The organism is Clostridium sp. AM42-4 (assembly GCF_003480105.1).
In the GTDB taxonomy this organism is placed as follows: Bacteria; Bacillota; Clostridia; order Lachnospirales; family Lachnospiraceae; genus Brotaphodocola.
Genome location: NZ_QUIK01000002.1, coordinates 248,562 through 273,693, shown reverse-complemented (window position 1 = coordinate 273,693; position 25,132 = coordinate 248,562). Strand labels below are relative to the sequence as shown.

Here is a 25,132-nt window from a genome sequence, read left to right as displayed (position 1 = left end):
CGCAAAATTCTTTAATCTAAAAAAGGGGATGAATACTTATGAGTAATGCAAACACCTGCGAGTCGAAGCGCAGTATTAGCTTATTTGCAGCAATCTGTATGATGACTGGATGTATTGTGGGAGCATCCGTTTTCGTAGTGCCGGGCGAACTTGCTGTTTCTGTGGGACCAGCGGCATGGCTGTCTTACGGAATTGGCGCAGTGCTAATGTTTTTTAACTGTTTTATTTTTGCTCAGGTTGGTGCGGTTCTTCCGGTATCCGGAGCGAATTACATGTTGTGTACTGGTACGGTAAGTGGAACCTGGGGATTCTTATATGTTTGGGGCTTTTTACTTAGCAACAGTTTTTTATTCCCAATCATGTCACGAACGGCAGCTACTTATCTCTCTATTTTTTTTCCGGTGGTTGGAAATCATATGACATTGGTCGCAGTTGTGATTATTTTATTTACTGCTGGAATCAACCTGCTGGGAACGAATGTATCTACTAAGATTCAAAATGCATGTGTAGTTTTGCTCATTGCAGTTGTGATTATCTTTTCCGGAGGCGGTATTACCCACGCCGATTGGACACATTTTGAGCCAATGTTCCCAACTGGTGTTATGCCGGTTGTGTTAGGTGCAATATCCACTTATTATGCATTTGCCGGAGTAAACTGCATTATTGAATTATCTGGTGAGATTAAAAATCCAGGTAAGAACATTCCACGTACGGTATTTATTAGTTTTGCAATCGTGATTGTAATGTACATTGGAATGTGCGTAGGTCTGGTAGCGTTGCTTCCGTCCAAAGAATTGAATGTTTCCATGCCGGCTATTGTGGCAGCAGAGCAGATTTTCCCAAAATGGTTTTCTTATTTTATTGCTCTGGCTTCTATTGCAGCATGCTGGACAACCTTAAATTCGGTAATGGCAGCTATGGCCCGTCTTTTGTTTATGCTCGGAGAAACCTCGGTTCTGCCTAGGGTTATTGCAAAAACCAATAAGAACAGAGCTCCGTATGTAGCATATACATGTTTATCCGTTATGGGAATTTTAATGATTCTGTTTTCGGTAACAGTAATGCAGTATGTAAACATCAGCAGTTTTTATTTGCTGTTTGTAGCTTTTCTGGTAGCTTTTGCATCTCTTAAGATAAAAAAAGCGTTTCCTGAGCGTTATGAGAAAAGCGAATATAAGCTGAGAGGAATCTGGTATTATTTGTGGCCATATCTTGCAATCATTTCCGGATTTGCATTTATGTTTTTGCAGGTTCGGGAAGATCCGTTTATGACAGGTGTCTCTATTGTACTTTTACCAGTAGGCGCATTGCTTTATCAGCTCAGAAAAAAACAATTAAAAGCAAGTGGCACAGATCTGGATGAAGAAATAAAAAAGCGTTTATAACAATGAAAAATGTAAGCAATTACAAAATCAGGAAGGAGAAATTTTATGGCAAACAATAAGATTGGAACAATTCGAATGAGAATGGGAACACACGATGCACATTACGGTGGAAATCTGGTGGACGGTGCCAGACTGATCGGTTTGATCAGCGATGCTGGCACAGAATTGCAGATTGCATGGAGCGGTGATGAAGGTCTGTTAGCGGCGTGGCACCATATTGAGCAGTTTGTACCAGTATATATGGGAGACTACATCGAAGTGAGAACCTGGTTTAGCCGCTATGGTAATACCTCCGCAGATCTTGAGGGAGCAGTATACAAGGTAGGAGAATTGGTGGACGGAGGAAAGACCAATGCTGCCCGTATTATTGACCCGCCGATTCTGGTTATGCGTGCATCTGCTACCGGTGTCACACCGAAAGATGTAAACCGTGGACTTCAGGTAGAAAAGCTGGAGGATATTCCGTTTGAACCGGCTGGTGAAACAAAGTGGTGGGAGAAGAAACGTCAGAAATAAAAATCGAGGCTGAAAAACGGAATAGGAAAAGCAAAGGAGACAGCATATGAATGTATTAGAAGGAATTCGAGTAATTGATCTGAGCACCGCATATTCTGCACCGATCGCAACCATGCAGCTGGCGGATTTCGGAGCAGATGTTATTAAGATAGAAAACACTGGAAAAGGGGATGGTGCGCGTACCTGGAATCCGTTCGTAAACGGAGAAAGTCTGGGTTATATGTATGCAAACAGAAATAAGCGAAGCATCACCCTGAATTTGAAAACAGAAGAGGGGAAAAAGGCATTATTTGAGCTGGTGAAAACGGCAGATGTAGTAGTAGAAAACTTCCGTCCCGGAGTAACCAAAAAACTTGGAATTGATTACGAGGTTATGAAGCAGATTAAGCCGGATATCATTATGGCGTCGCTTTCTGGATATGGTCAGACTGGTCCGTATGCCAAAAAAGGTGCATATTCAAATCTGGCAGAGGCACAGAGCGGACTGATGTATTTAACCGGATGGCCGAATGGACTTCCAACTGGATCTGGAGTTGCGTTTGGAGACAGCATTGCGGGTATGTTTTTAGTGCAGGGAATCATGTATGCGTTATTTCATCATGAGCGTACGGGGGAAGGACAGTATATTGATGTTGCCATGGTAGATTCCCTGATCGGATTAATTCAGCATGGTTTTGCCCAGGTAACAGCACTTGGTATTGAACCAGAGCGTATTGGAAATCGTGATCTTTCTGATTATCCATATGATACATTTGAAGCTAAGGATGGCTATTGTCAGCTTGGTAATTCTACTGCGTCAGACTGGACCATGTTTACAAAAGCAATTGGTCATCCGGAACTTGCTTTGGAAGAAAAGTATGACAGTCCGGATAAACGCTGGGATCATGTAGAAGAAATTCATGACATTATTCAGGAGTGGGCATCTCAGTATACCAGAGCAGAAATTGAACAGATTTTTGGTGAATATGGACAGCTTTACTCTCCAATTTTAAAATGCAGTGAGGTTATGAAAGACCCGCAGGTTTTACACCGTGAGATGGTAGTAGATTTGGAGTATCGTGGAACAAAATATAAGGATAAGGGAATTCCGGTAAAGATGAGTAAGACACCGGGGACCATACGCATGATGCCGCCGACTCAGGGACAGCATACGGATGAAGTGTTAAAATCTGTCGGTTATACAGATGAACAGCTGCAGCATATGCGCCAGGATGGGGTTATTCTTTAACGCAAAAATAAAAAAGAAGAGGTGAACAATTATGGGCGTGTTACATTATGATTTCAAAGGAATGCTTTATGACGAGTGGGAATTGGACAAGGCATATATTACGCCGGCAAGAACAATTCGAGAGTCAGATGTAACGGGTTATTGTGCTTTATCCGGAGATTATAATCCGATGTACACAAATGAAATGTATGCTTCAAAAACTACATATAAAAACCCAATTGTTCCCGGAGGACTTACATTTATTATTGCGAATGGGCTGGATTGCCAGACGCTCTGGGTGGATGGAAGCTATATTGGACTGCTGGATCAGCAGATGAGCTTCTTGAAACCGGTATACGTGGGAGATACGATTTATCTCACGATGACTCCGACTGCAAAGCGTTTATCAAGAAAACCAGGACGTGGAATTATAACATACCGTATTTCTGTCTTTAATCAGAAGGAAGAAATGGTTATGGATGGAACCTGGGTTATTTTGATGGCGACTGACCGTGAACATATGGAATAAGGAGAAGATACTTATGGCGATGAAAGATTATGTATTTCCTGGGAAAACCTATGATGAATGGAATGTAGGAGACGAATTTACCACTGGAGCACGAACGATTACAGAAGCAGACATTGTAAATTTTGCAGGTTTATCTGGTGATTGGAGCGCTACCCATACCAATGATGTTTACGGAAAGAGTACGATTTATGGTTCAAGAATTGCATATGGAAATGTAACATTTATTGTTAGTACAGGTTTGCTGGCACAGACGAGAATGTTTGAAGGTACGGCAACAGCGCTGCTTGATATGAAAATCAGTTATCAGGAGCCGGTAAGATTTGAGGATACTATTTACTGCAAGTTAGTCGTAGAGGAAAAACGTCCAAGTAAAACGCCTGGTAGAGGCGTGGTTACGTTCCGTGTATATGTTTATAACCAGAGCGATGAACAGGTAGCAGAGGAATGTCTTGTTTTTCTGATTTCTTCTGAAAAAGCAAGTTTGTAAAAAATCAATTTTTGAGCTTCGCTGTCTGAGAATCTTTCATCAGGCAGCGGAGTTCATTTTATATGGAGAATATCATATGGAATTGATAGAAAAAACGATTGGGCAGTATTTGGAGGAAGAGGCAAGAAATAAAGAAAATCATATGGCAATAGAAGAGAACGCCTGGAGCTGCACCTATGCACAGTTAAATCAGATTGCTGAGACACTTGCGTTTGAGATGGAAAGTTTGGATATAAAAAGGGGAACGCATGTAGGAATCTGGAGCGAAAACAGTGCGGCCTGGGTGTTTGTTTTTTTGGCTTTAATGAAGAGAGGGGCCATTCCGGTACTTTTGAATACCTGTTACAAAGTGGAAGAGATTCGGAAAGTTCTGGACTATTCAGATGTGGAGATCTTATATTATGGGACTGGCTACAAGGATTGTGTCTATGCAGACATGATTGCAGATTTGCATAAAAAATTACCAAGAATTAGATATTTTATTTCAATGAATAAAATGAATGACAGAGTGTGGATAGAAAACCATGAATTAGGGAGCTGCAGTTCGTTTTCAGCAATGAGGGAATTGGTGAATCCGGGGGACACAGCATGCATTATCTTTACGTCTGGAACAACCAGTATGCCGAAAGGTGTCATGCTAAGTCACTATAGTATTGTGAATAATGCGAGGGCCATGGCCATGGCTATGCACTGGAATGCAACAGATAAAATGTGTATTACGGTACCATTGTTTCATTGCTTTGGAATTACTGCTGGAATTGTTGCTTGTCTGGTCAGCGGTATGTGTATGCATATTATTCCGTATTTTCATACGCTTCACGTGTGGGAGGCTATAGAAAACAGTCATTGCAGTGTGTTAAATGGAGTGCCGAGCATGTTTTTGGCACTGATCCGCAAGCAGGAACACAAAAGCAGAACAGGAAAAGATTTGAAATCAGGAATTATTGCAGGTTCTGCTGTAACATCATTGGAGTATAAAGAAATCTGTTCACGCTTTTCTTCAATGCATCTGCAGCCGGCATATGGTCAGACGGAAAGCGCACCATGTATCTCGATAGCGAACTGGGAGGACAGTATAGAAAATAAGGCAACATCGGAGGGGGAGGTTTTAGAGCATATACAGATTCGAATTAATTCACTGGACTACGAAGAAAACGGTCAATCAGGCGTATGTGGAGAAATCCAGGTTCGAGGATATAATGTTATGCAGGGATATTATAAGAAGCCGGAAGAAAACAAGAAAGTGTTTACAGAAGATGGATGGTTAAAGACGGGAGATATCGGATATTTGGATAAATGCGGGAGACTTCGTATAACAGGACGTTTGAAGGAAATGATTATTCGGGCTGGGGAAAATATCGCACCACAAGAAATTGAAGAGGTAATCAGATTATTTGATGGTGTAGATGGAGTTAAGGTAATAGGAATTCCAGCAGAAGTATTGCAGGAAGAAATCGTAGCTTGCATTGTACCAAAGCAAGGATATCCCATATCAAAAGAAGCGCTTCAGGCATTTGTAAGATCCAGACTGGCAGATTATAAAGTCCCGGCACATGTTTTGCAATTTACAGAACTTCCTATGAATGTAAGCGGGAAAATTGATATAAAACAGTTAAAAAAGCTTGTGCAGGAACGGATTTGCATGGGAAAAAAGTAAATATTAGGCAGGAAATATGCAGTGGGGATATTTCCTGCCATTTTTTTGTTGCCATACATCTGAAATGAGTTGTCAGTGCAAAATCTCTTTTCATTTATTGCCCAGCCAGCCCACGGATCTTTTCAATCCCCGGCAGATGCCGGTTCACAAAGGAGATCATTGGCCCGATAAGGATGGCAGATACAATGGTGCCAAGTCCGACGCCGTTTAAGCGCTGGAAGAAAAGGAATGACAGTACGATCGCAATGATGATCAACGTAACATCAAACCGGATCTTGACCTTACCGAATTCGATGCCGGATACGCGGGAGATTGCATGGACAATGCCCTCACCCGGAACCTTGATGACATCAGGAGCAACTTCTACGCTGATCCCGATGGCAAGGATCGCGCAGCCAATCAGTAGGCTTAAGATGCGCAGTGGCAGTGTCTGCGGGTTCAGCCATGCCAGCACGAGCATGCTGATATCAATAAAGAAGCTGAACAGAATGTTGGCCAGAACCTGCAGAAACTGAATCGGGTGAAAATCCTTTTTCAGGATCGCGATCTGCATGACAATGAAGATCATATTAAACAGGAACGTGGTCTGCCCGAAGGTCAGCATGGTGAATTTTAGGCTTAAAACATAAGGAATACTGGAAATCTGGGAGGTGCCCAGGGCGCTTTTGGTGATGAAGGCAACGCCAAAAGAGTTGATGATCAGCCCCAGAATAAAGAAAAAATAGCGTTTGGCAAGTGGTGGCATGGAAAAAGTCCTCCTTTGTAAATTTTTTTGCAGGTTTTTGATAAATTTTGTTTATTGCTGTTACGTTATTATTAAGGATACCACGATTTTATACTTGAAACAATGAACGCATTTACTTTTTTGCGTGGTGGTGTTACTATTTATATTAGGGAATTCTGCGTTTTTGGGGGGAGAATTTGGGTTGTGCATGAGTGAACAGCAATGAAGATAGATTTGGCAGCAGATTCTGCCAGACGCATATGCACAACCAAAAATACGGCTAAGGGGGAAGGAGCATGGCATTGTATACCAAGCATACAGAAAAACTGTATAAAGCAGCCTTATGGGCTGGAAATATCGTGCTCATGCTCGTTGCAGTCGTTGTCTCCCTGATCTATGCGTATCATGTCCGCACTTCGCAGATCGAAGTAAAACAGGCGGATTTTATTTCCACGGTAGAATCCATGAAATCCGTTTCCCAGAATTATCTGGACAGTGAGCGGGGCTATGTGGAAAACTGGGCATTCTACATCAACGACCGGCAGATGACGCGGGAAGAGGCATTGGACTTTTTGCGGTCTATCAACACCAATCCGGGGCGGTATGTTCATATTGTAGATATGGAAAATTTTGATGCCTGGTCGACAAGCTATCCGGCTGGTCATGATGAGATCGATACTTATCACAGATTCCAGGGCGAGTTAAAGGACTGGGAGCAGCTCATGCTGGATGCCATGTGGGAGATGTACAATGGCACAGCGCCGAAGTTTACGGTGGTCGGGCGGTATCAGCTGGATGAAACGGTTTCACCGGCAGTCAGTGTCGGGGCACGGATCACGCTGCAGACGGAAGATGGGACGAAAGATTTTCTGCTGCTGCGGGCCATTCCGACAAATGTACTGCAAAAGACCTGGGTATTTCCGGCAGAATACCAGTCTGCCGAGGTCGGGATCATGACAACAAAAGGCGGTTATGTGATCCAGTCTCCATCCATGAAATCAATTTCGTTTCCGGAATACATTCGGGGCTATAATTTCCAGGATGATTACAACAAAGTGGACAGTTTCCAAAAAGAACTGGAAAGCACCGATCATGGTGTACTCTGCTATAAAAATTTCAGGAATGAGGACTGTCTGTGGTATTATTCGTCCTTTGGTGGCAATTCCAATCTGGATATCCTTGGTGTGATCCGGCTGGATGAGTTGCAGCCGGAGAACGGCACCTGGCTGATCGTAGTCCTGATCTGTGGAACGCTGGCGGCCCTGGTGCTTCTGGACGGACTTTATCTGCGTCAGGTAAACCGCAGACTTCGCAGGACTGCAAAGCTGGCGCAGGAGGCCAGTGAGGCAAAGACCCAGTTCCTTTCCTCCATGTCACACGATATCCGCACGCCGATGAACGCCGTACTTGGCATGATGTCGATCGCAAAAAGCCATGTGCAGGATCCGGAGTATGTGACGCAGTGTCTGGATAAAGCGATGACATCTGGAAAACGGCTTCTGACCCTGATCAACGATGTCCTTGATATTTCCAAAATTGAGAGCGGTCAGTTTGTGCTGACTCCTTCGGAGGTCTTGGTGGAAAAATTTTTTAAAGAGCTGGACGATATGCTGGCACTGCAGATCCGGGAGAAAAATCTGCATTTTACCATTCAGAAAGATGCGCTGCCGCATCCGGTTGTTCTGGCCGATCCAATCCGGCTTAATCAGATATATATGAACCTTCTGTCAAATGCTGTGAAATATACCCCGGATGGCGGTAGCATTACCATGCGTTTTGGGGAAGAGCCGGCAGAGGCGGATAAGAAGCTGACTTGCCTGGTCTTTTGTGTATCCGATACGGGAATCGGCATGACACCGGAATATCAGGACCGGATGTATCAGTCTTTTTCGCGTGAGATCAATACCCAGGTAAACCGGACTTTGGGATCTGGTCTGGGACTGGCGATTGTGCGTCAGATGGTTGATCTGATGGGCGGTACGATCACCTGCGAGAGTGAGGTTGAGAAGGGAACGACCTTTACGGTTCGACTGAATCTGCCAATTGTAGATCAGCAGCCTGTGACAAAGCAGGAGGGACATCTGGAAGATGATGATGTAAGAGGTCTTCATCTGCTGGTTGCAGAGGACAACGAGTTAAACTGGGAAGTGATTGAGATACTTTTGGAAGAATTCGGGGTTACCTGTGAGCGGGTGGAAAACGGAAGGCTCTGTATCGAGCAGCTTTTGGCAAATCCTGCAGGAACGTATGATGCAGTTCTGATGGACGTGCAGATGCCGGAAATGAATGGTCTGGAGGCCAGCCAGCGGATCCGGAACTTAGACGAGGCAGCCCTTCGGAATATTCCGGTGATCGCCATGACGGCAGATGCCTTTGCGGAGGATGTACAGGCCTGCATCTCCAGTGGAATGAATGGCCATATGGCAAAGCCGATCGATACCATCGTGCTTTTGAATTATCTGAAAAAGATAAAAAATAAAATGTTTTAATGGGAGCGTTACGATATGAAAAGTTTTACACACGGTATGGTGACTGCGGCACTGGCAGCATCATTGCTGTTGTCTGGATGTTCGGCAAAGAAAGAACCGGAAACGGGATTTACACCGAGAATGGATAAGGATGCAAAGATCCAGCTGGATATGATCGGTTATTTTGGGAATTTTGAGGCGTTGGATCAGGTCATGAGCGATTTTAACCACTTTTATCCGAATATCACGTATACCTACCAGCAGGTAGGCGGGAGTAATGAGGTGGCATATTTGCAGGCAAATCCCAACGTTGATGTTATTATGACTTCCAGTGAATTATTAACTCCAAAGGATAGTGCACTTGCAAAATATTGCGTGAATCTGTCGGAGGCAGATGTTGATTTCAGTGCAATAGACCCGCAGATGCTTTCTGCATCCTGTATTGACGGCAAACAGCTTACAGTTCCCATGGGACAAAATATTTACGGGATGATCGTGAATACATCCCTTCTGGAAAAAGAAGGTCTGGCACTTCCACAAAATAGAGAGGAATTTCTGGATGTGCTTTCTGCGTTAAAGAAAAAAGGATACAATCCTGTTCAGGGACCAACTGCAAAGGTGTATGCGGAGCTGGTGGCAAATCAGATCTTTTCTGGTCTCTGTGACGGGCAGCCACTGAATAAGGCATTGCAGGAGGGAGACCGGGCAGCAGCCGAAGCGGCTGTTATGCCAGCCGTGGAGCTTGTGGATGAAATTCTTGCGGGCGGTTATACAGATCCTGCGGTCAATGACAGTTACCCGAAGGATAACTATGACCAGGCAATCCTCCGTTTCCTGGAAGGAGATGTGCCGTTCTGGGTATGCAATACCGAAAAGGTCGGCGGAATGAAAAAACGGGAATCCAAATCCGAAGCATTCCAGAAAGAACCATTTTCTTACACGTTTATTTACCCGCCGACCGGGGAGGACGGGGCATACGTTTACCGTGAACCGTGGTGTGGATTTGCGGTGAATAAGGACGGCAGCCATTTGGATTATGCAATGGAGTTCATTCGTTTCCTTTCCACGGAGGAGGAAATCAACAAGATGGCAAACATCAAAGGAGTTCCGTCTGTGGCAAAGAACAGCAGCATCACTGAGAATTATAAACAGGTCCTGGATGCAGAGTCCATTAAGGATGGCAGTGTAAACCTGGGCGAGGTCACGCCGGATATCGTCGAGGCGTGGTATTCCTGTATGACAGGATATGCGGCAGGGGAGTATGTTTCTGCAAAGGATGCGGTAACCGAATTTCTGGATGTGTGTGACCGGGATATGGGGCAGGAGTAAAAATACGGAAAAAGCCCTTTGACTTTTTGAAAAACAGGCAATATAATAGGTGGCGAACGAGTAGCAATAACTGCGTAAATCCAGTTTTTTGCTGCTCGTTCTTTTTATTTATGGAAAAAGAAAGGAACAGGAGGATTTGACGAAATGTCAGAAGGTAACAAAATGAAAGAAATGCCAGTGAATAAGCTCATGATCCAGATGGGAATCCCCATAATCTTATCCATGGCACTGCAGGCTGTCTACAACATCGTGGACAGTGCGTTTGTCGGCAATATGAAAACAGGAAGCGAATCGGCATTGAATGCCCTGACACTGGTATTCCCGGTGCAGATGCTTATGGTTGCGATCGGAATCGGAACAGGCGTTGGAACCAATGCGCTTCTTGCAAGGACACTGGGACAGGGAAACAGCAAAAAGGCAGCAAAGGTCGCAGGCAACAGTCTGTTTCTTGGCGTGATCATTTATGCAGTCTGTCTTTTGTTTGGATTGTTTGGTGTGGGTGCCTATATCTCTTCCCAGACAGTAGACCCGGAGGTCCTTTCCATGGGAATCAGCTATCTGCGGATCTGCTGTGTAGTCTTATTCGGAATCATCTTCTTTTCACTGTTTGAAAAACTGCTTCAGGCAACCGGACGCTCTCTTTATTCTACCATCGGTCAGGTCGTTGGTGCAGTTGTCAATATCATTCTGGATCCGATCATGATCTACGGTCTTGGACCAGTACCGGAAATGGGGGTAAGAGGTGCTGCTTATGCAACAGTCATTGGCCAGGTGGTTTCTGCGGTACTGCTGCTCATCTTCTATCTCAGACTGGATCATGAGTTTGAGCATGATATAAAGTATATGAAGCCGGATATGCGGATCATCGCAGAGATTTATTCCATCGGACTTCCGGCGATCATTGCGCAGGCGCTGATGTCCATTATGGTATATGCTATGAACCTGATCTTAAAATTCAGTCCGTCCGCGCAGACGGCATATGGTCTGTTTTATAAGGTTCAGCAGTTTGTATTGTTCCTGGCATTCGGACTTCGCGATGCCATTACGCCGATCATTGCATTTGGTTACGGAATGCGCAGCAAAAAGAGAATCAGCGATGGCATCAAGTATGGTCTTTTGTATACCCTTGTGCTGATGATCTTTGGTGTAGCGATCACTGAATTTTTCCCAGGCGCATTTGCAACGTTATTTAACGCCGGACAGTCCAGAGAATCCTTTATCGGTGCGATGCGGATCATTTCCATCAGTTTCATTTTCGCGGGAATGAATGTGGCGTATCAGGGCATTTACCAGGCACTGGACGGCGGTATAGAGTCTCTGGTGATTTCCCTTTTAAGACAGCTCATCATCATTCTGCCGCTTGCGGGAATCTTCTCTGTATTTGTGCGGAACGGCCAGGCAGGAGTCTCTTTGATCTGGTGGGCATTCCCGATCACAGAGCTTGTGTCCTGCGTGGTGGGATATGTATTTTTACAGCGGATACGGAAAACGAAGGTTGGTAAATTAGCATAAAGGAGGAAATACTATGGCAAAACGAATCATTACGATCAGCAGGGAATTTGGCAGCGGCGGTCGTTTTATCGGCGAAGAAGTGGCGAAGAAACTGGGAATCGCATACTATGATAAGGATATTATCGGCAAGATTGCGGATCATGCCGGATTATCCCCGGAATATGTTCAGGAAAGCAGCGAATTATCCCCAAGAAAAGGCCTGTTTGCGTATGCATTTACCGGGCGTGACGCAACCGGGAAATCCATGGGGGATATTGTTTATGAGGCACAGAGGAAGGTGATTTTAGATATTGCCGAGAAAGAATCCTGCGTCATCATCGGCCGGAATGCAGACTTCATATTAAAGGACCGGAACGATGTTCTGAATGTTTTTATTCACGGAAATATGCCGGAGAAAACAGAGCGGATCAGCCGTCTGTACCATGTGACAGAGGCGGAAGCTGTGAAGATGATGGAAGATATCGATAAGCGGCGCCGGACAAATTACAACTTTTATACCGAGCAGAAATGGGGAATGGCAAGCAATTATATGCTGGCATTGAACAGTTCAGAGCTTGGATATGAGCACTGCGAAAGCATGATCATAGAGTGTGCAAAGTGACAAGTGCAAAGAACAGGACCGTAAAGGGGGCTTTTACGGTCCTGTTTTAACGATGATAATATTAGCTGTTTACCACACAATCTGCAGAATAATCTGAAGCGCGTAGCATGCAAAAGCCAGCAATACAGTTGGTACAATAAATTTTAATCCTTTCACAAACTCATCACAGCGGCGGTGAAGTTTCACCAGATTTCCATTCACGGTTTCCCGGTACAATGCGATCAGGCGAAGCCTTGCCGCCTCTTCTTCCATTTCTTCGAAATGTTCTTTCCGCATGATATCCGGGTCCATTCGGGTAATCTGCTCGGGCTGCAACAGACGCATGAAAAATACCAGGACAAAAGCATATGCACCCATCACGCCAATGCAGGTTAAAATATATAATACAGAGACAAAAAGCTGCAGTCCATCCTGAGGCTTTTCCAGTTGGGAAAGTCCATTAAACAAGCCAATAATAAATACAAAAAAGAATCCGCAGAATGTAATGGTGATATAGACTTTATTGTCCAGTTTGTTGCTGCGGTCAAACTGGTTTTCATATTCGGTAGTCAGGCTGGTTAATTCCAGTTGGCTTCCGGTTGCAGGATTTTGAGTTGTCGTGTTTGGCATATGTTAGTCATCTCCATTCTTGGATTTTTTCTTGATTTTTCATATAGAGGTATTTATAATAACTATAAAAGAAAACACCCACTCCTGTCATGAGTGCTTTCCTTTTTTAGTATATCATGCGAACATTTGTTTCGCAATCATATTATAAACAATATTGGCTAACAATGAACGAGGGGCGAAAGCTCCTGCAGCCGCCATGCATGGTGGCTGCAGGAACTTTCGCCCCTTTGATACTTACTGTGTGATATGTTTATTCGGCCAGCAGTTTCGCAGTAACCTCATCAAGATGCTCGCGAATCGCAATGTGCTGCGGGCAGACTGCTTCACATTTTCCGCATTTGATGCACTGGTCAGCGCGTTTGCGGCCGTGACTGTCTACCAGCCAGTTCTCCTGGTGCAGGGCACTTGCCTTATCGCCGTAGAGAGTTAAGTAGTTCATGGCGGTAAAGGAACCGGAGATACCGATTTCCATCTGGCATACCTTTGCGCAGTAATTGCAGGTGGTACACGGGATCAACGGGATGCGGTTTAATTCCTCTTGTGCTTTCTTAAGAGTTTCTTTCTGTGCATCGGTAAGACCGGTAAAGTCTTTCATGTAGGATAAGTTATCCTGCATCTGTGCGACATTGCTCATGCCGGACAGTACGGTGATGACTCCGTCCAGGCTTGCAGCAAAGCGGATTGCCCAGGATGCAACCGAGGAATCCGGTTCTGCATCTTTTAAGATCTTGGCAACGGATTCCGGCGGGGTAGCCAGCATGCCGCCCTTGACCGGCTCCATGATGATGACTGGCTTGCCATGCTTTCTTGCTACTTCATAGCAGGCTCTGGACTGGATGGCCGGGTTCTCCCAGTCAGCATAGTTGATCTGCAGCTGTACGAATTCCATTTCCGGATGTGCAGTTAAGATTGCCTCCAGTTCTTCCGGGGTAGAATGGAAAGAAAAGCCAAGATGCTTGATAAGTCCTTCCTGTTTCTTTTCCTGCAGCCAGTTCCACAGATCAAAACGGTCGAAGAACTCTGTGCGGCTTTCTCCGAGGTTGTGGAGCAGGTAAAAATCAAAATAGCCTGCTCCGGTCTGCTTTAAAGAGGTTTCGAACTGTGCGTGAGCCTCCTCTTTTGTCTTGCAGTTGATCCATGCGGCATTCTTGGTAGCGAGCTGGAAGCTCTCACGCGGATAGCGCTCTACCAGTGCCTGGCGAATGGCATCCTCTGAGCCTGCATAAGCCCATGCAGTATCGAAATAGGTAAATCCGGCATCCATAAACATGTCTACCATCTGTTTTGTCTGTTCTACGTCAATCGTCTTTTCGTCTAATTTCGGCAGGCGCATCAGGCCAAAGCCGAGTTTCTTAATATCATGACCCAGATCACTCATGTTCTCATCCTCCTTAGGGCGCTGTTAATGATAATCAATTATATTTTACAACCCGAAGTTGACTTTACGTCAAGGATTTTTTGATAATCTGTCTTCAATATCACCTTTTCAAGTTGCAAGCTGGATAAATAATTCAGCTGTTTCCGGACTCCTGTTGGTTTTGTGGCAGCCTAGATAAAAGATTTGGGAAGCTGGCAGCGGCAGCACCTGGTAATCCAAACTTTTGCAGGCACGACACCATGCATGGGTGAGATATACCCCCTCGTTTTGTGCAACGAGGTCTAAAATTGTGGATAAGTTTGCTGCTGACCGGATTTTTGGTGCAAAACCAAGTTCCTTAAAAAGCCGGTAGAGATTCTGGCTTTTCCAGGCAGATGCAACCTGTTCTGGTAATAGAAAGAACGAGTCATGAAAACAGGAAATATCTGTTGTATTGGAGCAGGACGCGGCATAAAGGAGCACTTGGGGAATCTCGGCAAACGGCTGTATGGATAGCGGATTTTCGGAGCCATAAAGTTTCCCGGAAGCAGAAAAACGGCTCGGGACCAGTGGTGCTGCAGTCAGGATCAGATCGCAGCGTCCCTGCTCCAGTATTTCTGGCAGTTCCGCTTCTGGATAACAGGCAAACTCCAGATGTACTGGCTTGGGCATAGAGGCAGCGGCATCGAGAAAGCGGGTACGAAAATGAGACGGATCGACATCATCCGGATAAGCAATCCGAATGATGCTGATTCCGTCTTTTTTCTGCGCGTTCAGCTTATTTTTTAACAGATCAAGCTGAAAACGACACTGCTGAAAGTAGTCGTGATAAGCCTGGCCAGCCGGGGTCAGGGAAAGTGTGCGGCCGGAGCGGGTAAAAAGGCTGCAGCCAAGTTCTTCTTCTAGCTGCCGGATCTGTTTGCTGATCGCGGGCTGACTCACCGAAAGAACCTGGGCGGCTTCCGTGAAGCTGCCGTGTTTTACGATGGTGAGGAAGTATTGTATTTCCAGACTGTTCATGGATTCTCCTTTGCAGATGGCAGATTAGCCGTTTTCGTGCTTGCGCTGGTGCGGATGTTGGTACTGCTGCAGATTTGTTACTTGTTTTCTATATAATTCCGTATAGTCTCTTCTGATGCGTTGACGGTTCCCTGCACCATCTCTCCCTTGCCGCCGCCTTTTCCTCCAAGTGTTTCATGGAAGGTCTTAGAGAAGGCCTTCAAGTCTACGGATTCGCTTCCGAGAATATAGCGGTAACCGTCTTCGTCATTTCCCCAAAAGATGCTGCAGATGCCCTGGCATTTGCTTTTTCCCTCGTCTACAAACCGGCGAGCCACGTTTTTGTCCACATCTTTTTCAAAAACGAGATAGTTTTCCACATGCTCTGGGAGATTTTCCAGAATCTGCTCCATGGCACGGCTCTGCGCCTGGATCAGTTTTTCTTTCCAGGATTTTGCTTCGTCCTGAAGCCGTTTTACGGCCTGGGCGCTTTCTTCGGGCTTTGCGGACAGCATGCGGGAGATTTCGCGGATGTTACTTTCTTTCATGCGGTAATCTTTTAAGGCGCGGAAGCCGCATACCATGGTCACACGGGTGCCGCCTTTGTATTTGATTGCGTCGATCAGGCGGATGATTCCGACTTCACCGGTCAGCTTTACATGTGGTGCGCAGCAGGCGCAGACATCGTAGCCAGGAATTTCAACAATACGTACCTGACCGGTCAGCTCTTTTTTGCTGCGGTACTCCAGCTGCTCCAGCTCTTCTCTGGACGGGTAGGTGACCAGAATCGGAAGATTTTTTACAACGGCTTCGTTTGCCTCTAGCTCGACGTTCTGTAATTCTTCTTCGGTGAATGTCCCGTTAAAGTCCATGGTGACCAGTTCCTGTCCGAGATGGAAACCTACGTTGTCATATCCGAATGTGCGGTGCACGATACCGGAGACGATGTGCTCTCCGGTGTGCTGTTGCATTTTGGAAAAGCGCTCCGGGTAATTGATATGTCCGTCAACTTCGGTTTCTGGCTCCAGCGGTTTGTCGGTATAGTGGATGATCTGCTCATTCTTTTCCTGGACATCCAATACCTTTGCATTTCCAAGGATTCCGGTGTCGGCATACTGGCCGCCGCCTTCCGGGAAAAATACGGTCTGGTCAAGAATGACCTCGTAGCAGTTCTTTTTTTCGTTCCATTCGCAGGACATTACGGTTGCGAGGCAGCTGTCCTGGTGGCTGTCTTTATAATATAATTTGGTTGTTTCCATAGTCGGTGTTACCGGTCCTTTCTTTGCTGTCATGGTATCTTTCTCATCTTAGAAAATGTTTTTGTCATTTCTTTTGGTTTGGGGATGGTTCGTCTGTATCTGTTTTTAATGCAAACTGGTTTTTCCAGAAATCCAGCAGTCCTTCTTTTTTCATTTTACTAAGCTCTGCCGACAGGGCGCTGCGGTCGACCTCCAGGTAATCTGCAAGCTGCTGGCGGTTGAAGGGAATGGAAAAATTCCGGCTTCCTTCCCTGGCTGCCTGGGCGGAAAAATAGGAGATCAGGCGTCCTCGGATCGATTTTGGAGATGTATGCATGATGCGTTCGGACAATCCGAGATTTTTTCTTGCGGATGCCATGAGCAGATTCCGGATTAGCTGGCTGTGGTGGCTGCAGGTGGTCTGACAGGTGGTCAGTACCCGCCCGATGTCCAGAAACAGAATGTCGGAGTCCTGGTCCGCGACGACATTGACCATGAGCGGTTCGCCGGGAACACAGGCGTAGGTTTCCGCAAAGATCTGTCCCGGTCCGGCATGACCGAAGATACTCCGGTTCCCCAAAAGGTCATCCCGTTCGATGGTCACGCTGCCGGAGAGGACGATTCCGAGGTCCTTCACCAGATCTCCCATATATAAAATGATTTCGCCCTTCTGGAAATGTTTTTCCCTTGCGTAAAAACATTTCATCATTTCGTTTACCTGTTCTGGGGTGCTGCCACGAAACAGGACGGTCTGAGCGAGGAACTGATTATCCATGGCATTTCCTTTCTTCTCGAAAATGTTGTTCTAACAACATCTTTATGAGACTCATTATAGTATAATCTGCCTGTACAAGCAAGAAAACAACAAAAAGAATATTCACATATCGATTTTTTATTAGGAGGAAGAGAACATGGTTCGAAGAGTGATTCATATTGACCAGGAGAAATGCAACGGCTGCGGTATCTGTGCCAATGCCTGCCACGAGGGAGCAATCGGGATTGTAGATGGAAAGGCACAGCTTTTGCGCGATGATTACTGCGATGGACTTGGCGACTGTCTGCCGACCTGCCCGACCGGAGCGATCACTTTTGTAGAGCGGGAGGCGGCTGCCTACGATGAAGCTGCCGTGAAAGCGCATATGGAACGCCGCAAGCAGGAGCAGGCTGCCACTCAGGCATCAGACACACACAGCAGCGCTGTTCAGGAAGCATCTGCATCTACCGGTTGTCCGGGAAGCCGCGCACGTCAGATCGTTCATGAGGAAACCCCGGCATTCACCGGTTGTCCGGGAAGCCGTTCGCAGCAGATCGACCACGCGGAGGAAGCAGCAGAGGCAGCGCAGAATGAGGCAGCAGCACCATTTTCCATGCAGTCCCAGCTGACAAACTGGCCGGTACAGATCAAGCTGGCACCGGTGCGTGCACCTTACTTTAATCATGCACGCCTGCTCATTGCAGCTGACTGTACAGCTTATGCGTATGCAAATTTTCACCAGGAGTTCTTAAAAGGCAAGGTGGCTCTGATCGGCTGTCCGAAGCTGGATGATGTGGATTACAGTGAAAAACTGACCGAGATCATCCGCAACAACGATATCCAGAGTGTCACCATTGTCCGCATGGAGGTTCCTTGCTGCGGCGGTCTGCAGCATGCAGCTATGACGGCGCTGCAGAACAGCGGAAAGTTCATTCCGTGGCAGGTTGTTACGATTTCTATCGACGGAAAGATTTTGGACCAGGCATTCTAAGCAGGTCGCTTTATGGCTGACACTGTGAGAAACGTCTCATTTTAATGAAATTTTTTGGCTCGTTTCCCGGAGTTAACTGTGGCGGCTTTTCCTTGCAAACTGTCTGGTGCAATGATAGAATGAGAGCAGATACGGAACAGTTATAAGTTATAGGCGAGAGAAAACGTTATGACTGTTTTCAGAAAAGTATCACCAGTAACAGATAAACGGAGGAAAAAATTATGAGATTACGCCACATCCGGGGCGCAGAGGAAGCCATTACGAGCAGTCCTTTCGTCATTCAGGAGCCGAAAGAGCATCGTGGCCATTTTAATGAGTTGTTTGGCAATGCAAATCCGATCGAGATCGAGGTTGGAATGGGAAAAGGCAAGTTCATCATGGAACTGGCGCAGAAACACCCGGAGACGAATTTCATCGGCATCGAGCGTTATTCCAGCGTGTTGCTGCGGGCGCTTCAGAAGCGGGAAGAGCTGGAGATTCCCAATATATATTTCATGTGTATGGACGCAAAAGAGCTGGGCGAGATTTTTGCGCCCGGGGAAGTCGAAAAGATTTACTTAAACTTCTCGGATCCGTGGCCAAAGGACCGTCACGCAAAGCGCCGTCTGACTTCACCGGATTTCATGAAGGTGTATGACCAGGTTCTTGCAAAGGACGGCTGTGTGGAATTCAAGACGGATAACCAGGATCTGTTCACCTATTCTCTGGAGGCAATTCCGGAGGCAGGATGGAAAATCAAGGCATTTACCCGAGACCTTCATCACAGCGATATGGCTGAGGGCAATGTCATGACCGAGTATGAGACCAAGTTTTCTGCAATGGGGAATCCCATCTGCAAGCTGATTGCAAGCCGCTAGGCGATGCTGACCGTTGCTGGCATATTGGAGGTCAGGAAATGCCGTGTGCGGCGGAATCAAAAGCGGGCGGACCAAAGCAGAATCTGCAGGATGCAGGCATCTGCGATAAAAATGAGATACTGTCAGGACCGGATATGTGAGTGAATAAGTCAGATCTGCATATACTATCGGTAAAGAAATGCTGCTGTTCATGGGCAGGAATTTCCTGAGTGGAAAATCCCGCTGCTAAGTGCGCCTGCCGCGAACGGCAGCATAGAAACCGGTGATGCATATGTCAATCAAGAAAAAACTGGTCCGCTGTCTGCGCAGTGCTACCTGCGATAAGGAAGCCTTAAACCGCCGCATTTTAAAATGGCGCAAGTGTTTCAAAGAGGTGGAAAAGGAGCTGAACCGCTGCAAGAAATGCTGACATGCGATATGCAGACGAAAATCTGGATATTGCAGCAGTACAGATGGCAGGAGTCAGATAGCATCCGAGACAGATACACAGGGAAACATATAGCGGAAGAAAAGGAGGAACTATACTATATGGAAAGAAAATTTACATCTGAGAATTTTGAAGCTGAGGTATTAAAATCAGAAAAGCCGGTTCTGGTAGATTTTTATGCAGACTGGTGTGGTCCGTGTAAGATGATGGCACCGGCAGTTGAGGAACTGGCAAACGAGCAGGACGATGTGATCGTCGGAAAGCTGAATGTGGACTTCGCTCCGGAGCTTGCCCGTACCTACAAAGTATTCTCGATTCCTACTCTGATTCTGTTTAAAAATGGAGAAGCCGTGGAAAAACGCGTTGGCGTCCAGAGTAAGGCAGAGCTGGAAATGCTGATAAAATAAGGCTTTTTGCCCCATCAAAAGTCGACCGGAAAAAAAATTGAAAAAAATTTAAAAAAAGTGTTGACTTTTGGTGGGACTTAGGATAGAATAATGAACGTGCCGCTGAGACAGCAACAAACAAGCGGGACAGAAAAAATTAAATAAGCGCCTTTAGCTCAGTTGGTAGAGCAGTAGACTCTTAATCTATTTGTCCAGGGTTCGAGTCCCTGAAGGCGCATTATAAAGGCACTGATTTTGCAGACAGAGAGCTGTGGGGTCGGTGTTTTTTGCTATATAGATTTTGCGGCAGCATTAGAACTGAAATTCAGAAAGGGGATACATTCCAATGAAAATCCTGCACAATCTGCTTGGTATTTTATGTGGCTTTGCGCTGATGATCATCTTACTGATTACTTCGATTGAAGCGGTTACTTACTGGACTCCGGGTTATTACGAAGAAGAATATGCGAAATATGGTGTTTTGCAGGATGTTCATATGGAAATGAATGATCTTTTGGATGTTACGGACCAGATGATGGCATATCTGCGTGGAAACCGGGAAGATCTTCATGTCCCGACTGTGGTGGACGGGCAGCCCCGTGAATTTTTCAACGACCGGGAAATTGCCCATATGGAGGATGTGAGAGGCTTGTTTTTGGGTGGACTTGCTCTTCGCCGGATCAGTATTGGGTTGATCGTAGTCTGTGTGGTCCTGCTGTTTGCACTGAAAGCAGATGTGCGCCGGGTGCTGCCGAAAATGATCTGCGCAGGATCAGCCTTGTTTTTTGCAGTGCTGGCGATCCTTGCTGCAATCATATCCACAGATTTCAATAAATATTTTATCATCTTCCATCATATCTTTTTCAATAATGACTTATGGCTGCTGAATCCGGATACGGATCTTCTGATCAATATTGTTCCGGAGCCATTCTTTATGGACACGGCCGCGCGCATTGCCGTAACTTATGGAGTATCTGTTCTTGCAGTATTTGCAATTTGTCTCATTATCCTTTATTATAATGATAGAAGGGGTAAAAAAACGAAAATCTGATGCAGGTTTGCCTGTGAATTGGTTTTCGATCGCATGCCCCAAGATTATAAGAATATCGCCGGACAAGGAAAACACATCCTTGCCCGGCTTTTTGGGAGATAAAACAGAATGAAACGAATACTGACTCTATTACTATGCCTGACTTTGCTCACCGGCATCTCTGCTTCACCGGCACTGGCGGCTCCAGACTGGCCGTCGAATGTTTCGGTGGAAGCGGAAGGCGCCATTCTTATGGATGCCCGTTCCGGAGCCGTTCTTTATGGAAAAAACTTACATGCAGTGTATTATCCGGCCAGCATCACCAAGATCCTGACTGCCCTGATCGTCATTGAGCACTGCAACCTGGATGATGTAGTGACCTTTTCCCATGATGCGATCTACAGTGTGGAGCAGGGAAGCAGCAGTGCGGGAATGGACGTAGGCGACAAGATGACGGTGCGGGATTGTCTGTATGCCATGCTGCTGAAATCGGCGAATGAGGTTGCCAACGCACTGGCAGAGCATACTGCCGGTTCTATCAAAAATTTTGCAGTTTTGATGAATGCCAAGGCAAAGGAACTGGGATGTCAGGAGAGTCATTTTAACAATCCGAGCGGACTGAACGACCCGCAGCACTATACCTCGGCTTATGACATGGCGCTGATCGCGCAGGCCGCTTTTCAGAATGAGACGTTTGTCACCATTGATTCCAGTCTTTATTACGATCTGCCGCCTACCAGACACAATCCGGACGGATTCCGGGTGTATCCGGGACATCGTATGTTAAAGAAAAATGCGCCGCAGTATTATGCAGGCGTGATCGGCGGCAAAACCGGTTATACCACGCTGGCCGGAAATACATTGGTAACGTGCGCGGAAAAAAACGGAATGAAGCTGATCACGGTGATCTTAAATGGTCATCAGACGCATTACAGTGATACCAAAGCCCTGTTGGAGTTTGGATTTGCTAATTTTCAGTCAGTGAACATTGCGGATGCGGACAGCACGTATTCCTCAATCTCAAATGACATGACCATTGCCGGACTTCCGGCGGCAGACTTGTCTGTGCTGCATATGCAGAAAGAATGCTATGTGACACTGCCGAAAACGGCAGATATTTCGGAAGCCCAGTCTTCGATCAGTTATGATCTGCCGGAGTCTGCCCCGTCTGCAGCGGTGGCCCGCATTTCCTATCAGTATAATGACCGTCAGATTGGGGCAAGTTATCTGCTGCACAAGGAGACCGCGGAGGAAACAGAACAGGCCGTTGCAAGCGTTCAGGCAGAAACGAATGCGGAAACAGAAACCGGATTGGCAGAGGAAAGCAATGCATCTGTGGGAGCAGGAAGCCGTCAGAGTGCACAGACGGAAAGCGGATTGGAGGCAGAGACTTCTTTTGATCAGGATCCGCTTGCACTTGCCGAAACGGATCCGCTGGCATCTTCCGAAGCCGAAGAAAAGCAAAGTCCTTTTGGAAAGCGCAAGACAGGGTTCCATCTGAATATTCCTCCGGCATTCTGGATCATTGTTGGAGCAGCTGCGGTGGCTGCGATCATTGGTTCCGGACTCCTCACGGCAAAATACCGGATCGAGAAACGGGAAGAGGAAGAGCGCTCCGCGCGCTATGAGCGCCGCAAGCAGCGTCTGCAGGATATTGGCATGACGACCTCGGAATTTGACATGATGCTTCAGCAGAAACGTTCCGATTCCGCGTTAAAGCAGACGAAAGAAAAACACAGACCGAAAAAACATAAATCATTTCTGGACGATCCGAAGAAGTATTATTAAACCGGTTTCATGGTCTGCAATAAAAAACTTCCGTAATCTGAGAATAGATCACGGAAGTTTTTTTGTGCGTTTTTGTTTTCGTTTTGCACGGTTTCGTTCTGCACGTTTTTTGCGGACATCTTCTTTTCGCTGCAGGATCGCCTGTGCGCCTTCTTCGTCCGTCAGCTTTAAGGTTTTTACTACGAATACCGATTCGTCCTCTACTTTTTTCATGCGGATCTTGCCTTTGAGGAATCCATGTTCCGGACAGAGCGCCAGGGCAAAATAGGTTTTCTGGTTTGGTGTAAACCAGCGGACTTTTTTGCGCAGCATACGGCCGCAGCGGTAGCACATCATCTCGGTGACGTTCTTGCTTGCCATGGCATCTTCTTTGGTGTCAAAGACCCGGGAAACATATTTGGAGTAGCCGGGAAAGGTTATGCGGATTTCTTCTTTCCTATTAGAAGGAAGGCGGTAATAATCGACGGACAAAAATGGCAGAATTGTCTCTGGTCCTGGCGTGTTTCCAAGCATGGTGAGCAGTTTCCCCGTGTAGTAAGCGTCGTCTAAGGCCCGGTGAAAGGGACGCGCTTCCATAAGCTGTTGTTCTTCTACGGCAGAGTCCAGGGAAATTCTTGCATTGTCGCGGCAGAAAAGCCCGTAAAGCTTTTGTACGTCATAATAAAAAAGTGGTTTCGGAAAAGGATTTTCCATGTGGTAAAAATCCATATTCCGCTGCAGTTCTAACAGATCCATGTTTCCCCAGGTACAGAATACGGCATCCTCCCCACACCAGGAAAGAAACTCCGCAGCGGCATCCGGAAACAGATTGCCATCTTTTTGCAATTCCTTCATATTCATATGGGTCACTTCGGAGATTGCGTGATGCATCTGTGTGTAGACCTGCGGGCGGATGAGCCGGTGGAATTCGTCAGTCATCTGAAATGCTTCATTCAGTTTTACAGCCCCGATTTCGATAATTTCAAAGGGGAAATGCGGAATGGATTTTTCTTTTCCATTTGCGCTCTGATTCCATTCTAAGTCAAATACAATGTAGTTCTTCATAATGGAATTATTATAGCATACCCGTTGCAGTTTGCCTAGGGCGGGAATTTGCTGCTGTTTGCGTCTTGCAGGAACTTACAGTTTCCTTACAATACGAAAAACAATGCTTTTTTGCGTGCGCAATTTTGCCGGATATAGTATAATTGTAGTAAATATTATGTTATGGTGCCGGGCACGTATGCGTGCACAGGAACGAAAAATAACGGTGTACAAAGGAGGGATTCTTTATGGCAGGTGGAAACAGCAGCTGGGAGAAGATCCAGCAGGGCGTGAACGATACAGAACGGCTGATTGTTCAGAGAGAGTACAATGCTTCTATGATGAAAGCACGTCAGACTCTGGAATTTATGGTAAAAAATCTGGCAGATCAGGCAGGCATCCTGGACGAGAGCGATTTAAAAAACATGATCGATGCGCTTTATGAAAACCGCTGGATCTCCAAGACCACATGTGAGAACTATCACAAGATCCGGATGATCGGCAACAAAGCGGCTCATGAGGGCGATGCAAATGCCTACAGCGCGAACCAGGCGTACCACATGCTTTCGCAGGAAATGTACACGTTCGCAGATGAATACCGCAAGGCAAGAAAAGGCGCAAAACCGCTCACAAGACCGGCAGTGGCGCAGAAATCTTCCAGTCAGTCTTATACTGGCACTGCACGAAAGGGTACGGCGGGGACTGGCCGTGCAAATACGGGGAATTCTTCTGGAACAGCACGAAACGGCAAAGGAAACGCAGCTGCCGCAGGCAGAACTTATGCAGGAACACGAAGCAGCAGCGCTGCATCTTCCCGGAGCCGAAGACGTTCAGGAGGCCGGAATGCTTCCTTTTCGCTTTATAATCTGCTGAAGCTTCTGGTACCGGTGCTCTGTATTGTCCTTTTGCTTCTGGTCGTGAAGTTTGTGAAGCCGCAAAGCCAGACAAAGGAAACCGAAGGTCCGACTGCTGTGGAAACCATGGAAACAACGGAAGCTGCGCCAAAAGAGACCGAAAGCACAGGACCGGTTTACCGTACTACGGATGTTTTGAATGTTCGTCCGGAGCCAAGTACTTCTTCGGAGCGGATCGGTCAGCTGAATGCGGGCGTGACCGTGGAATATGTGCGCGCCCACAATGCTGACTGGGCCGTGATCCTCTACAACGGGCAGGAGGCGTATGTGGCAAGCCGGTATCTGCAGGAAGAGTAACCATATATTTTACTTTAATAGGGTCGTGTGAGTTGCCTCTCGGCAAC

The 25,132-nt window shown here is 46.4% G+C and carries 24 protein-coding genes and 1 tRNA gene; 18 read left to right on the top strand and 7 right to left on the bottom strand.

All coding sequences use genetic code 11. The annotated features are described in order from the left end of the window. Nucleotides 1-38 precede the first annotated feature (38 nt). The 6 genes from DW922_RS02615 (at nt 39) to DW922_RS02590 (ending at nt 5,781) form a co-directional block, all read left to right on the top strand. Complete coding sequence (locus DW922_RS02615; RefSeq protein WP_118725710.1) at nt 39-1,385, top strand: APC family permease; 1,347 nt, start codon at nt 39-41, stop codon at nt 1,383-1,385. Nucleotides 1,386-1,430: 45 nt separating this feature from the next. After that, nucleotides 1,431-1,901: a 3-aminobutyryl-CoA ammonia lyase gene (locus DW922_RS02610; protein ID WP_195714989.1), complete on the top strand. Its 471-nt coding sequence runs from the start codon at nt 1,431-1,433 to the stop codon at nt 1,899-1,901. A 46-nt stretch (nt 1,902-1,947) separates the two neighbouring features. After that, entirely contained in the window at nt 1,948-3,129 is a 1,182-nt protein-coding gene (locus tag DW922_RS02605; protein ID WP_118725709.1) for a CaiB/BaiF CoA-transferase family protein, read from the top strand. A 31-nt stretch (nt 3,130-3,160) separates the two neighbouring features. Then, complete coding sequence (locus DW922_RS02600; RefSeq protein ID WP_118725708.1) at nt 3,161-3,637, top strand: MaoC/PaaZ C-terminal domain-containing protein; 477 nt, start codon at nt 3,161-3,163, stop codon at nt 3,635-3,637. A gap of 13 nt (nt 3,638-3,650) precedes the next feature. Beyond that, a complete protein-coding gene (locus tag DW922_RS02595) occupies nt 3,651-4,124 on the top strand; it encodes a MaoC/PaaZ C-terminal domain-containing protein (RefSeq protein ID WP_207666284.1) in 474 nt (157 codons plus the stop codon). Nucleotides 4,125-4,200: 76 nt separating this feature from the next. Beyond that, nucleotides 4,201-5,781, top strand: coding sequence for an AMP-binding protein (locus DW922_RS02590; RefSeq protein ID WP_118725707.1), 1,581 nt, complete (start codon nt 4,201-4,203; stop codon nt 5,779-5,781). 94 nt (nt 5,782-5,875) lie between these two features. Here DW922_RS02590 and DW922_RS02585 read toward each other — a convergent pair whose 3' ends face one another. Next, complete coding sequence (locus DW922_RS02585; protein ID WP_118718584.1) at nt 5,876-6,526, bottom strand: DUF6198 family protein; 651 nt, start codon at nt 6,524-6,526, stop codon at nt 5,876-5,878. A gap of 275 nt (nt 6,527-6,801) precedes the next feature. Here DW922_RS02585 and DW922_RS02580 point away from each other — a divergent pair, with 275 nt between their 5' ends. From DW922_RS02580 to DW922_RS02565, 4 genes are all read left to right on the top strand, one after another. Beyond that, nucleotides 6,802-8,994 carry an ATP-binding protein gene (locus DW922_RS02580; protein WP_118725706.1) on the top strand — a complete coding sequence of 731 codons (2,193 nt, stop codon included), beginning with the start codon at nt 6,802-6,804 and terminating at the stop codon, nt 8,992-8,994. Nucleotides 8,995-9,009: 15 nt separating this feature from the next. Next, nucleotides 9,010-10,302 (top strand): ABC transporter substrate-binding protein, encoded by a 1,293-nt coding sequence (locus DW922_RS02575; protein WP_118725705.1) that lies wholly within the window; start codon nt 9,010-9,012, stop codon nt 10,300-10,302. 144 nt (nt 10,303-10,446) lie between these two features. Beyond that, nucleotides 10,447-11,814: an MATE family efflux transporter gene (locus DW922_RS02570; protein WP_118725704.1), complete on the top strand. Its 1,368-nt coding sequence runs from the start codon at nt 10,447-10,449 to the stop codon at nt 11,812-11,814. Between the two features lie 13 nt (nt 11,815-11,827). Continuing rightward, nucleotides 11,828-12,415 carry a cytidylate kinase-like family protein gene (locus tag DW922_RS02565; protein WP_118725703.1) on the top strand — a complete coding sequence of 196 codons (588 nt, stop codon included), beginning with the start codon at nt 11,828-11,830 and terminating at the stop codon, nt 12,413-12,415. A 69-nt stretch (nt 12,416-12,484) separates the two neighbouring features. Here DW922_RS02565 and DW922_RS02560 read toward each other — a convergent pair whose 3' ends face one another. From DW922_RS02560 to DW922_RS02540, 5 genes are all read right to left on the bottom strand, one after another. Continuing rightward, complete coding sequence (locus DW922_RS02560; RefSeq protein ID WP_118725702.1) at nt 12,485-13,024, bottom strand: hypothetical protein; 540 nt, start codon at nt 13,022-13,024, stop codon at nt 12,485-12,487. Between the two features lie 250 nt (nt 13,025-13,274). Next, nucleotides 13,275-14,402 (bottom strand): aldo/keto reductase, encoded by a 1,128-nt coding sequence (locus DW922_RS02555; protein ID WP_118725701.1) that lies wholly within the window; start codon nt 14,400-14,402, stop codon nt 13,275-13,277. Nucleotides 14,403-14,510: 108 nt separating this feature from the next. After that, nucleotides 14,511-15,401, bottom strand: coding sequence for a LysR family transcriptional regulator (locus DW922_RS02550; protein WP_118725700.1), 891 nt, complete (start codon nt 15,399-15,401; stop codon nt 14,511-14,513). Between the two features lie 77 nt (nt 15,402-15,478). After that, nucleotides 15,479-16,672: an alanyl-tRNA editing protein gene (locus DW922_RS02545; protein WP_243031985.1), complete on the bottom strand. Its 1,194-nt coding sequence runs from the start codon at nt 16,670-16,672 to the stop codon at nt 15,479-15,481. Nucleotides 16,673-16,703: 31 nt separating this feature from the next. Continuing rightward, complete coding sequence (locus DW922_RS02540) at nt 16,704-17,393, bottom strand: Crp/Fnr family transcriptional regulator (RefSeq protein ID WP_118718596.1); 690 nt, start codon at nt 17,391-17,393, stop codon at nt 16,704-16,706. Nucleotides 17,394-17,529: 136 nt separating this feature from the next. Between DW922_RS02540 and DW922_RS02535 the strand changes: the two genes are divergently transcribed. The 7 genes from DW922_RS02535 to DW922_RS02510 all read left to right on the top strand — a co-directional run bounded on the left by DW922_RS02535 (nt 17,530) and on the right by DW922_RS02510 (nt 22,851). Next, nucleotides 17,530-18,363, top strand: a complete 834-nt coding sequence (locus DW922_RS02535; RefSeq protein WP_118725699.1) for a 4Fe-4S binding protein — start codon at nt 17,530-17,532, stop codon at nt 18,361-18,363. Between the two features lie 221 nt (nt 18,364-18,584). Continuing rightward, a complete protein-coding gene (gene trmB, locus DW922_RS02530) occupies nt 18,585-19,220 on the top strand; it encodes a tRNA (guanosine(46)-N7)-methyltransferase TrmB (protein WP_118725698.1) in 636 nt (211 codons plus the stop codon). A gap of 271 nt (nt 19,221-19,491) precedes the next feature. After that, on the top strand, nt 19,492-19,629 hold the full coding sequence (locus DW922_RS17420; RefSeq protein ID WP_154106737.1) for a hypothetical protein: 138 nt from the start codon (nt 19,492-19,494) through the stop codon (nt 19,627-19,629). Then, on the top strand, nt 19,572-20,054 hold the full coding sequence (trxA, locus tag DW922_RS18365) for a thioredoxin (RefSeq protein ID WP_347560251.1): 483 nt from the start codon (nt 19,572-19,574) through the stop codon (nt 20,052-20,054). Before DW922_RS17420 ends, trxA begins: the two co-directional genes overlap by 58 nt. Nucleotides 20,055-20,198: 144 nt before the next feature. Continuing rightward, a tRNA-Lys gene (locus tag DW922_RS02520) sits at nt 20,199-20,271 on the top strand. 108 nt (nt 20,272-20,379) lie between these two features. Continuing rightward, nucleotides 20,380-21,084 carry a TIGR01906 family membrane protein gene (locus DW922_RS02515; RefSeq protein WP_118725697.1) on the top strand — a complete coding sequence of 235 codons (705 nt, stop codon included), beginning with the start codon at nt 20,380-20,382 and terminating at the stop codon, nt 21,082-21,084. Between the two features lie 108 nt (nt 21,085-21,192). Next, a complete protein-coding gene (locus DW922_RS02510) occupies nt 21,193-22,851 on the top strand; it encodes a D-alanyl-D-alanine carboxypeptidase family protein (RefSeq protein ID WP_118725696.1) in 1,659 nt (552 codons plus the stop codon). Nucleotides 22,852-22,899: 48 nt separating this feature from the next. Here DW922_RS02510 and DW922_RS02505 read toward each other — a convergent pair whose 3' ends face one another. Continuing rightward, nucleotides 22,900-23,895 (bottom strand): 3'-5' exonuclease, encoded by a 996-nt coding sequence (locus DW922_RS02505; protein WP_118718600.1) that lies wholly within the window; start codon nt 23,893-23,895, stop codon nt 22,900-22,902. 227 nt (nt 23,896-24,122) lie between these two features. Between DW922_RS02505 and DW922_RS02500 the strand changes: the two genes are divergently transcribed. Further along, the gene (locus DW922_RS02500) at nt 24,123-25,085 is read left to right on the top strand and encodes an SH3 domain-containing protein (RefSeq protein WP_118725695.1); all 963 of its coding nucleotides are present in this window, start codon (nt 24,123-24,125) and stop codon (nt 25,083-25,085) included. Nucleotides 25,086-25,132: the final 47 nt, after the last annotated feature.

Excerpts from the sequence above, each read along its gene's own strand:
- DW922_RS02615 (WP_118725710.1), top strand. The coding sequence starts at position 39 with ATGAGTAATGCAAACACCTGCGAGTCGAAGCGCAGTATTAGCTTATTT.
- DW922_RS02610 (WP_195714989.1), top strand. The coding sequence starts at position 1,431 with ATGGCAAACAATAAGATTGGAACAATTCGAATGAGAATGGGAACACAC.
- DW922_RS02605 (WP_118725709.1), top strand. The coding sequence starts at position 1,948 with ATGAATGTATTAGAAGGAATTCGAGTAATTGATCTGAGCACCGCATAT.
- DW922_RS02600 (WP_118725708.1), top strand. The coding sequence starts at position 3,161 with ATGGGCGTGTTACATTATGATTTCAAAGGAATGCTTTATGACGAGTGG.
- DW922_RS02595 (WP_207666284.1), top strand. The coding sequence starts at position 3,651 with ATGGCGATGAAAGATTATGTATTTCCTGGGAAAACCTATGATGAATGG.
- DW922_RS02590 (WP_118725707.1), top strand. The coding sequence starts at position 4,201 with ATGGAATTGATAGAAAAAACGATTGGGCAGTATTTGGAGGAAGAGGCA.
- DW922_RS02585 (WP_118718584.1), bottom strand. The coding sequence starts at position 6,526 with ATGCCACCACTTGCCAAACGCTATTTTTTCTTTATTCTGGGGCTGATC.
- DW922_RS02580 (WP_118725706.1), top strand. The coding sequence starts at position 6,802 with ATGGCATTGTATACCAAGCATACAGAAAAACTGTATAAAGCAGCCTTA.
- DW922_RS02575 (WP_118725705.1), top strand. The coding sequence starts at position 9,010 with ATGAAAAGTTTTACACACGGTATGGTGACTGCGGCACTGGCAGCATCA.
- DW922_RS02570 (WP_118725704.1), top strand. The coding sequence starts at position 10,447 with ATGTCAGAAGGTAACAAAATGAAAGAAATGCCAGTGAATAAGCTCATG.
- DW922_RS02565 (WP_118725703.1), top strand. The coding sequence starts at position 11,828 with ATGGCAAAACGAATCATTACGATCAGCAGGGAATTTGGCAGCGGCGGT.
- DW922_RS02560 (WP_118725702.1), bottom strand. The coding sequence starts at position 13,024 with ATGCCAAACACGACAACTCAAAATCCTGCAACCGGAAGCCAACTGGAA.
- DW922_RS02555 (WP_118725701.1), bottom strand. The coding sequence starts at position 14,402 with ATGAGTGATCTGGGTCATGATATTAAGAAACTCGGCTTTGGCCTGATG.
- DW922_RS02550 (WP_118725700.1), bottom strand. The coding sequence starts at position 15,401 with ATGAACAGTCTGGAAATACAATACTTCCTCACCATCGTAAAACACGGC.
- DW922_RS02545 (WP_243031985.1), bottom strand. The coding sequence starts at position 16,672 with ATGACAGCAAAGAAAGGACCGGTAACACCGACTATGGAAACAACCAAA.
- DW922_RS02540 (WP_118718596.1), bottom strand. The coding sequence starts at position 17,393 with ATGGATAATCAGTTCCTCGCTCAGACCGTCCTGTTTCGTGGCAGCACC.
- DW922_RS02535 (WP_118725699.1), top strand. The coding sequence starts at position 17,530 with ATGGTTCGAAGAGTGATTCATATTGACCAGGAGAAATGCAACGGCTGC.
- trmB (WP_118725698.1), top strand. The coding sequence starts at position 18,585 with ATGAGATTACGCCACATCCGGGGCGCAGAGGAAGCCATTACGAGCAGT.
- DW922_RS17420 (WP_154106737.1), top strand. The coding sequence starts at position 19,492 with ATGTCAATCAAGAAAAAACTGGTCCGCTGTCTGCGCAGTGCTACCTGC.
- trxA (WP_347560251.1), top strand. The coding sequence starts at position 19,572 with ATGGCGCAAGTGTTTCAAAGAGGTGGAAAAGGAGCTGAACCGCTGCAA.
- DW922_RS02515 (WP_118725697.1), top strand. The coding sequence starts at position 20,380 with ATGAAAATCCTGCACAATCTGCTTGGTATTTTATGTGGCTTTGCGCTG.
- DW922_RS02510 (WP_118725696.1), top strand. The coding sequence starts at position 21,193 with ATGAAACGAATACTGACTCTATTACTATGCCTGACTTTGCTCACCGGC.
- DW922_RS02505 (WP_118718600.1), bottom strand. The coding sequence starts at position 23,895 with ATGAAGAACTACATTGTATTTGACTTAGAATGGAATCAGAGCGCAAAT.
- DW922_RS02500 (WP_118725695.1), top strand. The coding sequence starts at position 24,123 with ATGGCAGGTGGAAACAGCAGCTGGGAGAAGATCCAGCAGGGCGTGAAC.